We start from the raw sequence: 15,026 nt of genomic DNA, 5'->3' as shown, positions 1-15,026 counted from the left end.
TTTAAGAGATCTGCAAACTAACCTGTGTGATCGAGTCGCGTACCGAGAGTTTCGAGATGCATTTCAAACTGACCTGTTCTGCGGTCAGCAAAATAATGCCGCAGCGTTCTTTCCACACTAGGAAAGGCTAAATCATCCCAAGGAATATCTTCTTCACTAAATAATCGTGATTCAATGGTTTCATCACCCGCACCAAACTCTCCATTGATTAGTTCAGATTTGAACAAGGCATAAATTTGCCCAATACGGGGAATGTTATACATGCAATACAGTTGCTCAATGTTGACTTCTGCTTCGGCTTCTTCGCGAGTCTCACGTGCTGCGCCTTGCTCCATTGTCTCATAGAGTTCCATATAGCCAGCGGGTAATGTCCACAGCCCATAGCGTGGCTCAATCGCTCGACGGCAAAGTAAAACTTGATTGTCCCAAACGGCTAAAGCACCACAAATGACTTTAGGATTCACATAATGAATAAACCCACATGCGGTACAAATACGGCGTATCTGATGATCTCCAAGCGGGATCGCTTCTTTTGTTTTTTGTCCGCAGTTTGAGCAAAAGTTCATATTCATCGTCATGGATTGTGTGAACCGTCAGAATAACTTAAAAATAAAACTTTGGCATCATTTCTAACCAGCTTGGCCGAAATTCAGCTATGATGAAAACAAGATAATTATAAGGTTGTAATGTGGATGGATGAGGGTTTATTGACTCAGCGATTGCAGCAAAGTTTACGTTTTTCTAAGCGTATTCAACCTGCGCATGCTGCTGTATTGATTGCGATTACCCAAGAAGATAATCCACGTATTTTATTGACCCGCCGCTCGCTCTATATGAATAATCATGCCGGTGAAGTGTCCTTTCCCGGTGGCAAACGTGATGCCCAAGACACCAGTAATATCGTGGTGGCGTTAAGAGAAGCTCAAGAAGAAACCGCTCTAAATCCATTTGATGTGCAGCTTTTGGGTGATTTACCGATGCAAAAAGCACGGAATGGGATGTTGGTTAAACCGATCGTGGGATTGATCCCGCCTGACGTAAATTTAATACCTCAACCCACTGAAATTGACCGTATTTTTTTTGCATCATTAAGACAGCTTTTAGAAACGCCACCAACGCCGTATGAAGTTCGTTTTGCCCAGCAATCACTATATTTCCCCAGTTTAAGAGTTGAAAATGAAATCGTTTGGGGTTTGACTGCACGGATGTTGATTTCCTTATTTCAATATGGTTTGAATTATCAAAAAGAATGGCCTTTTTTATTAAATTCTCCTTCATTTCATTTGGGCCGTGAGCCATAAATCATTTTTAGAAAGTCAAAATAGGATGTTTGATCATGTTGTACAAATTTCAAGGATATAGCCCGAAAGCCACGCATCAACCTTGGGATGGTTGGGTTGCAGAAAATGCAACGGTCATTGGGCAAGTTGAATTAGGCCGAGAAGTGAGTGTCTGGTTCGGAGCCGTCATTCGAGGGGACAACAGTCGTATCAAACTGGGTGATTTTACCAATGTACAAGAAAATGCGGTGCTGCATACCGATGCGGGCATTGAAATGACCATTGGCGATTATGTCACGATTGGGCATCAAGCCATGCTACATGGATGTACCGTAGGAGATAATAGTCTGATTGGAATCAATGCCGTGGTCCTAAATCATGCTGTGATTGGTAAAAATTGCATCATTGGTGCGAATGCTTTAATTCCAGAAGGGAAGGTGATTCCGGATAATTCTGTTGTGATGGGTTCACCGGGTAAGGTTGTTAAGACTTTAGATGAACAAGCGGAAGTACGTCTAAAAATGAGTGCCATGCACTATGCCGCTCATTTTAAACATTTTACTCAACTCGAAGTCGCTGAACTTTAGAACGCTATATATGGCAAGCAAAAAAGCCTCGATGTTTGTCGAGGCTTTTTTATAGATTAAATACAGAAAGCGCTGAGTCTGAGGTGGAACATCTCGCGAACTGCGATGGAGTGGAGTATCATATTCAACGTTTTTTAAGATTAAATTTAATTAAGGTTGCGCATGAAATTACTGGCATTGGAAACTGCCAATGAGCAGTGTTCCGTCTCGATTGTAGACGAAACTCAAGAGCTTTATTTTCAACTCGATTTACGGGCAAAAGCGCAGACACAAACCATTCTCCCAATGATTGAGCAAGGGCTTAATCAAACTGCTATTGAGTTAGCAGGTTTAACTGCAATTGCATTTAGTCGTGGGCCTGGCTCATTTAGTGGTGTTCGTATTAATGCAGCGGTAACACAAGCCTTGGCATGGGCCAATGACGTACATGTTGTTCCAGTCTCGACTTTGCAAGCTTTGGCTCAAGCGGCGCATCGTGTACATGGTTTGACTGAAGTAACTGCAGTCCTTGATGCTCGCATGCAAGAAGTGTATATCGCCAGCTATCAACTCGATACCAATGGCATTATGCAGGCTGTAGATGAAGAACAACTATTAAGCTACGCAGATGCCACACCGCAGATCAAATTTACCGTCGTGGGTTCTGGTAGTGATCTCATTCAATCAGAACAAACACAATACAAAGACTTAAGTGCAACAGCACAAGATATTGCTACTATTGCCCGCGAAGCGGCGCAAAGAAAAGCATGGGTGAGTGCTGAACTTGCATTACCCGTATATTTACGAGATAACGCCTGGAAGAAAATTTCAGAACAAGGCAAGCCATAATTAGGGTTATATATGGATCTTCTACTGCTGCTCAAAGCGGCAATCATGGGTATTGTTGAAGGTATTACCGAATTTTTACCGATTTCAAGTACAGGGCATTTAATTCTGGCTTCAGAATTAATGAACTTTTGGACCAAAGAAAAAAGTGATGTTTTCGTGATCGCAATTCAAATGGGTGCGATTGCGGCGGTGATTTATGAATACTGGGGCCGCCTGTGGGGCGCAGCAACCGGTATGGTGACTGGTGAAGAAAAAGGTCGCCGTTTAGGTTTTGGCTTAATTCTCGCTTCGATTCCAATCGTGTTGATTGGTTTGACGTTTGGTCAGACGGTGAAAGAGCTGCTGTTCAATAACATTGCGATTGCTATGGGGTTGATTATCGGTGGTTTGATCATTATTTGGATCGAAAAAAATCCACCGCAAGTGCGTGCCAAAGAAGTAGAAGATTTAACCATTAAAGATGCGATTTGGATTGGTTTAATTCAAGTTTTGTCTTTAATTCCAGGGACTTCACGTTCAGGTGCAACCATTATTGGTGCTATGTTCTTGGGTGTTTCCCGTAAAGCAGCCACTGAGTTTTCATTCTTTTTGGGTATTCCTGTTATTGTCGGTGCAGGTTTACTGGATTTATATCAAAGCTATGATGTATTTCAAGGCACTCAAGATTGGACTGTGATCGCCGTTGGTTTAATCGTTTCATTTGTCTCTGCATTGATTTTAATTCGTGCGCTTGTCGCTTATGTGGCAAAACGTGATTTCATGATTTTTGCGTGGTATCGAATTGTTTCAGGGTTATTGATTTTGTTGTTCGCATTTACAGGCTGGAAATTATGGTAAGCGAAATCCGCTTATACACAGAACAAGAGTTTCATGAGAAAGCACAGCAGTATTCTGCTGTGCTTTCTTCACGTGGTGTATCTGTAAATATTGAATTGATTGAAAAATTAAACGCGCGTTTTTTACGTTTAAACCCTGAACTTAGTTTGTGTGTCGATGCAGATGGTTTGTGGTTAGCGGCCAATGGCATGAAGATGCAACCCGATTGGACAGCAGAAGTGGGGCGTTTAAAGCGAGCATCTTTAAAGTCTGAGATGATTGCACGTGCGTGTAATTTGGCTGAAAAACCACAGCTTGTAGATGCAACCGCAGGGCTAGGGCACGACAGTCTCTTAATGGCACATCTGGGTGCGCATGTGACTCTTGTGGAACGTCATCCGATTTTATTTACCTTATTGGAAGACTCACATCAACGTGCGCAGAAAGATGCATTTTTAAGTTCGGTTGTGGCACGAATTGAATTGGTCTTTTCAGATTCGGCAGACTTTTTGAAACATTTGTCGACGACCAATCAAATCTTTGATGTGGTTTATCTCGATCCGATGTTTCCACAGCGAGATCAAAACCAGCAAGCCGTCAAAAAGCAAGCTCAGGTCAAAAAACAAATGCAATTATTGCATTTACTGTTACCTGAAGATGGTGAAATGGATTTAGGTGATAATTTACTGGATTTAGCACAAAAAATTGCTAAACGTGTTGTGGTTAAACGTCCACGATTGGCGGTTTTTTTAGCGAATCAAGAGCCGCAACATCAGTGGCAAGGTGATGCTTGTCGCTTTGATGCATATTTCCAACATGATCTTGTGACTTAAAATGATATTTGCTTCAATATTGTTCAAAGATTTGTTATATAGTTAAAAAATAGCATTGCTAAAAACGACATCAAGCATAAAATTATTTGTGCAATTAAGCGAGCCAAGGCCACCATCAGAACTCTATGATTGATTTCAAACCCTCCATCAATTTTTGGCATGATTTTAAAAGCAACCAAACTGCGGGGATGTGGTTATTTTTGGGGTCTCGTCGTTCTTTACAAATCGTTCGACCATCGATTTTACAATTGGTGTTTTGGGGGATTTTAGGTGGTTGTGCCAACAGTTTATTTAGTTGGCTCAGCACGGGGCGTATTGGCGAATTTAATGCCCAAGGTCTCATTAGCTACGCATTGTGGCCATTTATTGCTTTAATCGTGGGGATTTTCCTGTCACAACGTGTGAATAATCCACGGTTAATGTTGGTCCCAGCATTGCTCTGGTTGGTGCTTGATACGCACATCATGTTGTTTCAATGTTTGATTCAATATATGGGAGATCTCGATTTTCTCCCATACTTCCTATATGACTACATTCCAACGTTATTCATTATTCTATTTGTTTGGCAAAGTCTAGCTGTCGTTTGGGTATTTTCACGTGAGTTGAAATGGCCATGGTGGGAGCGAGCACTGATTATGGGTGCGACGCTATTTACTTTGGTCGTGTGGCAAGTCTCAGTCAAAGATCAGCCGATTTGGAAAGTGGAAGAAGTTCCACCAAGCTTTGCTGAAGATGCCTTCTATGCTCAAAGCCGTTTGCTTAATAAATCCTTAGACGCAGTGGAATATGGTGAATTTGCCCAATCCCATTGGTACTTCTTAGGGGTGGCGGGTGCGAGTTATCAAGATGTCTTTAAACTGGAAATTGAACGGATTAAAGAACAGTTTGATACACGTTTTGGCACCTATGGACGTTCGGTTGAGCTTATCAATAACCCTGCAACGCGCACTGAAATTCCGCTGGCATCTAAAACCAGTATGGAGTTGGCGCTGCGTCGTATTGGTCAACAGATGAACCGAGAAAGTGACGTCTTATTTTTATATATGACCTCACACGGTTTACCTAATGTCTTTGAAATGGAAAATGCACCTTTGGATTTGGCGCAAGTCGATCCTAAATGGTTAAAAGAAGCCTTGGATGCCTCCGGAATTCGTTGGCGTGTGATTGTGATTTCTTCATGTTATTCAGGCAGTTTTATTCCAGCACTGCAAAATGATAATACTTTAATTATTACTGCATCGGCAGCTGATCGACAGTCTTTTGGCTGTTCGAATGAAGCTGAATACACTTATTTTGGCCGTGCGTTCTTTGATCAGGCGATGCGTGAACAGACCAGTATTCAAGCGGCATTTAATGAAACCAAAGCGACTGTTGCGAAATGGGAGGCAGCGCAGGGTTTCGAACCTTCTGAACCGCAGTGGTCGATGGGGAAAAACATGGCATTAATGTTGCCTCAATTAGAACAACGATTGTTCCCGCCGACGACTACTGCACCGGCTACGACGGTTACGCCTTAAAAGATTAAAAAGTTTAGGATAAAGATCATGGAATTAGTACAACGAAATACCTGTTTTGCGGGTGAGCAGCGTATTTATCAATTGGATTCTTCAAGTTTAAAAACCACGACAAAGTTTGGTATTTTTCTGCCGCAAGCAGCCTTGCAAGGCCAAGCGTGTCCTGCATTGTTTTATTTGGCGGGATTAACCTGTACCGAAGAAACCTTTGCTATTAAAGCGCATGCACAGCGTTTAGCTGCGCAGCTCGGCCTGATTTTAATCAGTCCTGATACTTCTCCACGTGGGGAACAGGTAGCGCAAGGCGATCATTGGGATATTGGGCAAGGCGCAGGCTTTTATATTAATGCAACGGAACAACCGTGGGCCGAGCATTATCAAATGGAACGTTTTCTTACTGAAGAATTGTATTCGCTGGTACAGGCTGAATTTCCGGTACAAAAAGGTGCGATTGGCATATTCGGACATAGTATGGGCGGTCATGGTGCATTAACTTTAGCGTTGAAGCATCCTGACCTGTTTAAATCGGTTTCTGCTTTTGCACCGATTTGTGCGCCGAGTCAGTGTCCATGGGGCGAAAAAGCCTTTAATCAATATCTAGGTTCAGACCGACAGCAGTGGCTTCAGCACGATGCTACAGCTTTAGTGAAATCTAAAGGGGCTTTGTTTAAAGCCATTTTGATTGACCAAGGCATTGATGATCAATTTTATAGCCAGTTAAATCCGATGTTGTTTAAGCAAGCGTGTGAGCAAGTTGGGCAGCCACTCGAACTGCGTGAACATGCAGGCTATGATCATGGTTATTATTTTATTCAAAGTTTTATGGACGATCATTTGCAATTTCACGCTGTCCAGTTGCAAACAGCGGTTCATTAATTCTAAAGCCAGTGGTTAAAAATATTGAGGCATAGCTTGCTTTGATATACGTATAAATAAAGCATGGTGATGAGCATTGCCATGCAAATGAATAAATTCGACATACCAAAAAAAATAATTTAGGGTACTTATGCAAAATTCACAAATGGAAACGCCGCTTCCGCCAGAGCTGCCCGTGATGAATCCACCGAGTCTATTTGGTGAGACAGAACAGGCTGATATTTTGGGACGAAATTATCATTTTAGGTTTAAAGGTAATGCGTCTGAATATTTCGGTATTTGGATCGTGAATATCTTACTGACGATTGTCACGCTTGGACTTTATGCGCCTTGGGCAAAGGTCCGCCGTTTACGTTATTTTTATGGTAATACTTGGGTGTTTCAGCGTCGTTTTGATTTTACTGGTTTGCCTACAAAAATTTTAGTTGGACGAATCATTGCATTAGTGGTCTATGGTGGTTTCTCTTTTGCTATAAAGTATTCTTGGGAAGCTTTCTTAGCGGGATTTGTCCTGATTTTCTTTGCGGTTCCTTGGCTTATTCGATCTACGATTCGTTTCCGTGCTCGCAACAGTAAATTTAGTAATAGCCGATTCTTTTTTTCAGGGACAAATAAAAGCGCGTATTGGTGCTTTGTTAAATGTCTTGCGGTGGTTGTCTTTACCCTTGGTTTGTTTACACCAGTTGCGGTCTGGCTATATAAACGTGAATGTCTGAATCATTTGTATCTGGGTCAGTTAAAATTTAATCTGAATAATACTTGGGGCGATTATATGCGTGCCATGTATGTGCCTTTATTTCTGTTTATGGGCTTTGGTGCATTGCTGGCAGTGATCTTTGCGATACTGTTTGGTAGTTCAGATGGTTTAAATGACGCATCTTATGTCTTCATTATTTTTGGTATGTATTTGATTGGCTACATGTTTATTTGGCCACTCACAGCTGCACGTATTTTTATTACCACATGGAATAACACCACGTTGAGCCGCAGTCAGTTTCATACGGACTGTAATCAATGGCGCTATGCATGGATTGTCTTGAGCAATTGGTTGGCTAAAATGGTTAGCCTCGGTTTACTGACACCATGGGCAGTTGTACGACTATATAAATATCAGACTGAATCTTTGCACTTAATGTTGGTCGATGATCCTGACCAATTACAAAATCAAATGCAGCAAGATCACAATGCGATTGCTGAAGAATTATCCGATATTTTTGACCTAGATATTTCCTTATAACGCAGGTGAATTACATGAAAACATCAGTAGTGAATGCAACCTATTATGATGGGAAAGTGTCAAAACCCTTTGTTGCTCAAATCAGTGCAGATGGGGAACATGCTGTGATTGTGCGTTATGGTCAAGACCTAGAACAAACGCAGCACTACACCTATCAAGATATGACGCTGATCGGTGCTTTGGGTGATATTCAGCCAGTGATCGAGTTAAAGGACGATGCTCGTTTAGAGTTTCATCAACCTTTGCCAGAGTGGTTCAATCTCGACGTAAAGTCGCGTTGGCATTCGATTTGGAAGTTAGAGCGTTCACCTTCTCTAATCATTTTTAGTGTGATTTTCGTGGTGGCTTTTGCTTTTGTATTAATTAAATGGGGCATACCAGCAGCGTCACATGTGGTGGCTAATCAACTTCCTGAGACAGCGTTAAAGAGTTGGGGGGATCAGGCGGAAAAATATATTATCGATATGACTGAACCCACAAAATTGCCACAAGCACGTCAAGACAAGTTGAAGCAAGAATATCAACAATTGGTGGCTGAAAATCGTCCTGCGAAGTTGTTATTCCGCGGTGGTGACAGCATCGGTGCAAATGCATTGGCGATACCCAATAACACCATTATCGTGACAGATGAGTTGGTTAAATTAGCGAAAAATGATTATGAGCTCATAGGTGTGCTTGCCCACGAACAGGGGCATTTAGTTCAACGCCATAGTTTGCAGCAAAGTTTGTCAGGTTTAGGCATCAGTATTATTTTGTTGATGATTACAGGGGATGGCTCAGATATTCTCACCAGTTTACCGGTTGCTGCGGTGGGTGCGAGTTACTCACGAGACTTTGAATCTGAAGCAGATTTATATGCCTTAAAACAACTTTCAAAACATCAAATTCCAACGGCACATTTTGCAAACTTCTTACAACGTATGGAAGATGAAGCTGATGGTGAAACAGCAAAAGAGAAAGGTGCAGAGGATGAAACTGCCAAAGATCAGAGATCTTGGACAGATTTCTTTGAGTCACACCCAGCGACGAAAGCCCGTATTGATGCAGTTAGAAATTATCAATCACATCAGCATTGAGTGAAAGGCTTTGATAATATGGCGACGTAGACTACGGTTCGCGTTGCCATGTTGCACTGAGTTCTTCTTGTCCCATGCGGATCAAATGATCTAATACCACATGTTCCAATTGATCTAGATTTGCACTTGGATCTTGGGCTGAAATCACCACATCTAAAAAAGCAGCTTGTGGTAAAAGACTGACCTCTGCAGAGGGCAGTTGAATCTTGAATGCAGTGTTTTCTCCAATGAGCTGTTCATTGACTTCAAATTTATGTTGCCAATGATTGACTAAGCGCTTAGCAACACGTGCTGCTTGGGCGGTGGTGATTTGTGTTGAACTTTTCATAGATGCAATTTTATTGTTAAGTCGTCAGTCCTTTAACTTAGCAAAGTACATAGATGCTCGTTAAGTCTAAATATGCAACGCTGTGTTTCTATCCCTGAGATCTTTATCCATATTAATCACTGATGTTACGTAAGCAAAAAATAATTTTGCATTTTTTAAAATGATATTTAAGTCAATTCGTCGGAGTCTTACATCTAGGGCTTAAATAAAGGGATTAGCCTTCGGCTGGAGGTACTCTTACGAAACGATGTTTCTCATTAGGCAAAATGAGAAGCGAAGCTTCGCAAGGAAACCATCTTGCGGAGCAATGCTCCTCACCGCAAAACTCGCTCTCTAGCGTCTATTTATTTAAAGTATTGCAAAAAAAAAATTTGATGAGAAGTCGTTCTATCTCAAACAATTGCGGATGACGTTACCGCGTATCGTTTTTTATTTGAATCAAATTTCGCTTCTGATATTACTGCGTAACATCAGTTCATCCTAGGTTTTTTTATTATAGAGATATCAATCATCAGTATCGAAAAAACGACTTAGGGCGTGGGCAGCGAATAGGGGGACAATTTGCTATAATGCGTCAATCACTCCCTTTTCAAAGCTAGGTTTTTCATGTCCAAGCCATTCTTAATCGCACCTTCAATTTTGTCAGCAGACTTTGCGCGCTTAGGTGAAGAAGTTGAAAACGTTCTAGAAGCAGGTGCAGATGTTGTTCATTTCGATGTCATGGATAATCATTATGTACCGAACTTAACTTTTGGTGCGGGCGTTTGTAAGGCATTGAAAAAATACGGCATTAAGGCGCCAATTGATGTACATCTAATGGTTTCACCGGTAGACCGTATGATTGGTGATTTCTTAGACGCTGGCGCAGATATCATCACTTTCCACCCAGAAGCGACTGACCACATTGACCGCTCTTTACAGTTAATCAAATCTGGCGGTGCGCAAGCGGGCTTGGTGTTTAACCCTGCGACACCTCTGCATTATTTAGACTACGTTTTAGATAAAGTTGACCAAGTCTTGTTGATGAGTGTGAACCCAGGTTTTGGTGGTCAAAAGTTCATTCCAATGACTTTGGAAAAGCTGCGTCAAGCACGAAAAATTATTGATGCTTCAGGTCGTGATATTCGCTTAGAAGTGGATGGTGGTGTTACTCCAGCCAATATTCGTGACATTGCTGAAGCCGGTGCAGATATGTTCGTTGCAGGTTCAGCGATTTTTGGTAAGCCTGATTATAAAGCTGTGATTGATGACATGCGTTCAGAGTTGGCAAAAGTACATGCTCAAGAGGCTTAAGCCTTTGGGTATAAGTTATTCCTCACCTGTGGATAACTATATGGATAACCGTATGGATATCTGTGTAGATAACTATATGGATAACTTGGATAAATTATAAACGATTGTGCATCAATGGTTTAATAATTAGACGTATTAAGTATAAAAAGGACTCAATTGAGTCCTTTTTTTATGGGGAAAAGTGTTTGAAATACTGTATGTTTATTAATCTATGGTAAATAATTAGTCAGTTTAAAAAATAACTTTTATGTTTTAACTGGACGATATGCACCGTTTTTTATGACAGCGCAATAAATTTAAAACTGTTGTGAATAACTGCACAATTAATTATGCTGTAAGTAACCGTTGAGATAAGCAGCAACTGGCAAAAACACATCATCGATCGTAGTAGCTAGTGATATTAGTTGCTCCTGAATGTATCGTTCATGATGGATAAATCAGTCGAGCTGCATGTCATGTTGATACGAATGTCATGTAATTGCATTTGAATCGTAAATAACATCATCATGGTGTTTCATGCGGATTTCGGCTGAGCCGATCGCGTGATGTTTCTAAAGATGTGTTAATAGGGATATATTGTCACAGTGCATCATTGGGTTGAATTAGGATACTAAATTGTTCAATTTTTTGCGTAAGCATCTTGGCTTTGCTTGGCTCATGGCGTTTGTCATGGGGTGGAGCAGTGTGGTCAGTGCTCAGCAAAATTTTCAACATCAACAAATGATGAACGCAAATGCCCATCAGGCATCAGTTCATGCAGCACATGCTGATCCTTCGCATTTAAATATGACAAATTGCCATCAAAATCAGCGGCAAGCTGCTCCTGAGCATGCAGTACATCATGGCAAGCAGACGACACCTGAAGTCATTTCAATGATGGATTGTCATCAATCTTTAGATGTGACATCTGCACAGCAAGATGGTCTGGTGCATCATTCATCGATACAAAACACAGACTGTCAGGACTGTACACTCGCACATTGCCAAATCAGTACCTCTTATGTCGATAGCGCCTTGGTCGCATTGCAGACCTTCCATGTGCATCACTATGCAGGACCTCCTCGTTTCATTTTTGCTGGACAGCATTTAAAAGGCTTTTGGCAAGAAATTCTAAGACCTCCGCAAGCTTAACCTGAGTATTAAATACGTTTTTTCGTTATTTTATAAAGGTTAAGTCATGTCTAATTTATCTAAATCATGCCTCGTGCTCGGGGTGTGTCTGCTGTCTCCAACGTGGGCGTTTGCAGCCATTAAAGAATATCATCTGAATATTGATGAAAAGACCATCAATTTGACTGGTAAAGCAGTCAAGAAAATCAGTGTCAATGGTCAGTTTCCAGCGCCTTTACTGGAGTTTGAAGAAGGCGATGATGCGGTCATCCATGTACATAATCAGCTCAAAAAACAAAATACCTCAGTGCATTGGCATGGTCTATTGCTGCCCGGCTTAATGGATGGTGTACCCGGCTTTAATGGTTTTAATGAAATTCAGCCTGATGGTAGCTTTACTTATAAATTTAAAGTACGTCAAAGCGGAACCTATTGGTATCACGCGCATTCCAAAGGTCAAGAACAAGACGGATTGTATGGCGCTTTAGTGATTTATCCGAAAGGTAAACAATCACTTGCCGCACATGAACAGACACAACGTGATTATGTGGTCATGCTGTCGGATTTTCATGAATCATCTAGCGCTCAGATTATGGCAAATCTGAAAAAGTCTGCCGAATACTATCAAAATCAGCGTGAAACAGTTTCAGATGTATGGACGCAAATTCAACGAACGGGTTTAAAAAACACTTGGCAAGATCGTTCAATGTGGAATCAGATGCGTATGCTGAAAACGGATTTGTCTGATGTAACGGGTTATACGTTTTTAGTGAATGGCAAAACACCACAGCAGAACTGGACAGGGATGTTTAAGCCCAATGAAAGAGTCAGACTTCGTTTTGTAAATGCTGCGGCTATGTCGTTTTTTGATGTGCGTATTCCTCAGCTCAAAATGACGGTGGTCAGTGCAGACGGTCAAGCGGTCAAGCCGGTCGCTGTGGATGAATTTCGCATTGGTGCTGCAGAAACCTATGATGTGATCGTAGAGCCTAAATCTGCGCATTATCAGATTGAAGCTGAGTCGATTGATCGGACTGGATTTGCGATTGGCACTTTACATGATGAAACGCAGCCTCAGCACTCAGGTATTCGTATACCAAAAGCACGGCCACGCGCTTTGCTGACCATGGAAGATATGGGGCATGGTTCAATGTCAGGTATGGACCATAGCAACATGGGACATACTGCTACAGGTTCAACCCAAATTTCAGCAAGCCAACAAGCGAATGCTCATGAGCACAGCGCGCATACTGTCAATCCATCAAATATTCAGCCGAAACAAGTTCATGATCATGCAGCTATGGGACATGACATGGACCATTCTCCAGTGACTGCACATACTACTATGCAGCATCCAGATATGCATAAACAGAACATGTCTGATTCAGCGCATGCCAATATGGATCATTCATCTATGAACCACACCTCAATAGATTCATCCATGAAACATGATATGCATACAGCGATGGAGCATGCACAGTCTAAAGAGGAGAAGCAGGCAGTTGAAAATTCAGCAACGGTTATGGGCTGGGCCAATGCTTCAACACCTGTCGGTGATAAGGCACTGCAATATAGTGATTTAAAAGCGTTAACCCCGCAGCCTGATACACGTGAACCGACGCAAGACTTGGTCATTCATTTGGGTGGAACGATGGAACGCTATATGTGGACCATGAATGGCAAAAAATTTAGCGAAGCCGAACCACTACAAGTGAAATATGGTGAGCGAATTCGCCTGAAATTTGTCAATGGCAGCATGATGGCACATCCGATGCATTTACATGGCATGTTTATGCAATTGGAAAATGGGCAAATGTCTTCTGAAATGCCAAATAAACATACGGTGATTGTGCCGCCAGGGAAAACAGTGACTGCTCTGTTAACGGCCAATGAATTAGGGGAATGGGCGATTCATTGTCACTTGCTGTATCACATGTCTGCAGGGATGATGAATAAACTTGTGGTCGCAAATGTCGCAGAGAATACGAAAACGGCATCTGTACCGCAAAAGGAGGTGTCTCATGCGCACCATTAAACCATGCACATATACGGTACTGAGTTTAGCATTGGCATCGGTCACTCAAATGACCATGGCGCAAGATGCAGATCACAGCATGCCGATGTCAGCTCAACATGAGTCGCATTCCTCACATGATTCGTCGCATCAAGAGATGCAAACAGGGATTGAATCGAGCCAGATAGAGCATACTGCAGAACATGCAGAACATGCAGAACATGCAGAACATGCAGAACATGCAGAACATGCAGAACATGCAGAACATGCAGAACATGCAGAACATGCAGAACATGCAGAACATGCAGAACATGCAAATGCATCATCTATTGCGTCACGTACTACTTCTGCGCAGCATCCTGTTGATCATAAGCGTGAACATGGTGGACAGATTTATCAAGCGACTGAGATAGACAATCGATGGCTCAATAATGCCGATGGCAGTGGAAGTTTAAAGACCGAAATTGAGAGTCGAATCGGGAACGATGAAAATAAGCTCTTCATCAAATTACATGCGGATAAAGCAGAATCTCAAGACGCTGATTATGCGGCTCAAGTGATGTATAGCCGTATGATCTCCGACTTTTGGGATGCGCAAATTGGTGCCCGTTATCGGGTCGATGAACATCAAGTGACGGACAAAGAACAGTTAGATGCTGCGGTGGGTCTGCATGGTCTGGCACCGTATTTCTTTGAAACCGATGCTTATTTATATATTGGTGCAGATAAACAGGTCAGTTTTTCTTTAGAAACCGAACGTGATTTGCTGCTGACGCAAAAATTGATTTTAAAACCGTATCTAAACCTAGATGTGGTGCTGAGTGATGACTCTGCTTATGCACAAAAAACAGGACTCAGTTCTGTATGGCTAGGGCTAGAAACACGCTATGAAATCAATAAAAAGTTAATGCCCTTTATCGATGTTGCTTACAGCTACGAAAAAGGAAATCAGCATACGGCATGGCAAGCTGAAACTGGAAGTGAAAAACACTGGTGGTATGGCGCAGGCCTTCGTCTGAAGTTCTAATAGAAAAATAGACCAAATAAAGAGGGCATCATCAACAGGTTTTGGTGATGCCTTTTTTATTTATGAATCTGTCCTTTGAACAGACATGCTATGTTTTGGCGCAAATCATCTGCACTAGAGTTTTACTCAACTGAATAACACCCTGAATTTGGTCAAAAAATGTAAAGACTGCACTAAAATTCAGCATATTTGCTATACTGAGACAAT

The 15,026-nt window shown here is 41.8% G+C and carries 15 protein-coding genes; 13 read left to right on the top strand and 2 right to left on the bottom strand.

Going from position 1 to position 15,026, the window contains the following annotated elements:
- Positions 1 to 17 precede the first annotated feature (17 nt).
- Positions 18 to 566, bottom strand: coding sequence for an NUDIX hydrolase (locus FTU22_RS10905; protein WP_180023250.1), 549 nt, complete (start codon positions 564 to 566; stop codon positions 18 to 20).
- 126 nt (positions 567 to 692) lie between these two features.
- On the opposite strand from FTU22_RS10905, the gene FTU22_RS10900 reads away from it, so the two are divergent.
- The 9 genes from FTU22_RS10900 to FTU22_RS10860 all read left to right on the top strand — a co-directional run bounded on the left by FTU22_RS10900 (position 693) and on the right by FTU22_RS10860 (position 9,047).
- Positions 693 to 1,301: a CoA pyrophosphatase gene (locus FTU22_RS10900; protein WP_078191182.1), complete on the top strand. Its 609-nt coding sequence runs from the start codon at positions 693 to 695 to the stop codon at positions 1,299 to 1,301.
- A gap of 35 nt (positions 1,302 to 1,336) precedes the next feature.
- A complete protein-coding gene (locus FTU22_RS10895) occupies positions 1,337 to 1,867 on the top strand; it encodes a gamma carbonic anhydrase family protein (RefSeq protein ID WP_180094430.1) in 531 nt (176 codons plus the stop codon).
- A 162-nt stretch (positions 1,868 to 2,029) separates the two neighbouring features.
- Positions 2,030 to 2,695: a tRNA (adenosine(37)-N6)-threonylcarbamoyltransferase complex dimerization subunit type 1 TsaB gene (tsaB, locus tag FTU22_RS10890; protein WP_180094429.1), complete on the top strand. Its 666-nt coding sequence runs from the start codon at positions 2,030 to 2,032 to the stop codon at positions 2,693 to 2,695.
- Positions 2,696 to 2,707: 12 nt separating this feature from the next.
- Positions 2,708 to 3,532 (top strand): undecaprenyl-diphosphate phosphatase, encoded by an 825-nt coding sequence (locus tag FTU22_RS10885; RefSeq protein WP_078191179.1) that lies wholly within the window; start codon positions 2,708 to 2,710, stop codon positions 3,530 to 3,532.
- Positions 3,526 to 4,344 carry a class I SAM-dependent methyltransferase gene (locus tag FTU22_RS10880; protein ID WP_078192362.1) on the top strand — a complete coding sequence of 273 codons (819 nt, stop codon included), beginning with the start codon at positions 3,526 to 3,528 and terminating at the stop codon, positions 4,342 to 4,344. The genes FTU22_RS10885 and FTU22_RS10880 overlap by 7 nt, the downstream gene beginning before the upstream one ends.
- Positions 4,345 to 4,469: 125 nt before the next feature.
- Positions 4,470 to 5,861: a C13 family peptidase gene (locus tag FTU22_RS10875; RefSeq protein ID WP_078192361.1), complete on the top strand. Its 1,392-nt coding sequence runs from the start codon at positions 4,470 to 4,472 to the stop codon at positions 5,859 to 5,861.
- A gap of 27 nt (positions 5,862 to 5,888) precedes the next feature.
- Positions 5,889 to 6,734 (top strand): S-formylglutathione hydrolase, encoded by an 846-nt coding sequence (fghA, locus tag FTU22_RS10870; RefSeq protein ID WP_180094428.1) that lies wholly within the window; start codon positions 5,889 to 5,891, stop codon positions 6,732 to 6,734.
- A 130-nt stretch (positions 6,735 to 6,864) separates the two neighbouring features.
- A complete protein-coding gene (locus FTU22_RS10865) occupies positions 6,865 to 7,971 on the top strand; it encodes a YjgN family protein (RefSeq protein WP_078192359.1) in 1,107 nt (368 codons plus the stop codon).
- 14 nt (positions 7,972 to 7,985) lie between these two features.
- Positions 7,986 to 9,047, top strand: a complete 1,062-nt coding sequence (locus tag FTU22_RS10860) for a M48 family metallopeptidase (protein ID WP_180094427.1) — start codon at positions 7,986 to 7,988, stop codon at positions 9,045 to 9,047.
- Positions 9,048 to 9,078: 31 nt separating this feature from the next.
- On the opposite strand, the gene FTU22_RS10855 is transcribed toward FTU22_RS10860, so the two are convergent.
- On the bottom strand, positions 9,079 to 9,375 hold the full coding sequence (locus FTU22_RS10855; RefSeq protein WP_180094426.1) for a DUF2218 domain-containing protein: 297 nt from the start codon (positions 9,373 to 9,375) through the stop codon (positions 9,079 to 9,081).
- Positions 9,376 to 9,981: 606 nt separating this feature from the next.
- On the opposite strand from FTU22_RS10855, the gene rpe reads away from it, so the two are divergent.
- From rpe to FTU22_RS10835, 4 genes are all read left to right on the top strand, one after another.
- Complete coding sequence (rpe, locus tag FTU22_RS10850; protein WP_168378513.1) at positions 9,982 to 10,668, top strand: ribulose-phosphate 3-epimerase; 687 nt, start codon at positions 9,982 to 9,984, stop codon at positions 10,666 to 10,668.
- 615 nt (positions 10,669 to 11,283) lie between these two features.
- On the top strand, positions 11,284 to 11,799 hold the full coding sequence (locus FTU22_RS10845; protein WP_180094424.1) for a hypothetical protein: 516 nt from the start codon (positions 11,284 to 11,286) through the stop codon (positions 11,797 to 11,799).
- 46 nt (positions 11,800 to 11,845) lie between these two features.
- Positions 11,846 to 13,813 (top strand): multicopper oxidase domain-containing protein, encoded by a 1,968-nt coding sequence (locus FTU22_RS10840; RefSeq protein WP_180094421.1) that lies wholly within the window; start codon positions 11,846 to 11,848, stop codon positions 13,811 to 13,813.
- Positions 13,800 to 14,819: a copper resistance protein B gene (locus FTU22_RS10835; protein WP_180094419.1), complete on the top strand. Its 1,020-nt coding sequence runs from the start codon at positions 13,800 to 13,802 to the stop codon at positions 14,817 to 14,819. Before FTU22_RS10840 ends, FTU22_RS10835 begins: the two co-directional genes overlap by 14 nt.
- Positions 14,820 to 15,026: the final 207 nt, after the last annotated feature.

Source organism: Acinetobacter sp. YH12076 (assembly GCF_013419525.1).
GTDB lineage: Bacteria > Pseudomonadota > Gammaproteobacteria > Pseudomonadales > Moraxellaceae > Acinetobacter > Acinetobacter amyesii.
The sequence above is the reverse complement of the archived record's forward strand: the minus strand, read 5'-3'. Positions and strand labels throughout refer to the sequence as shown.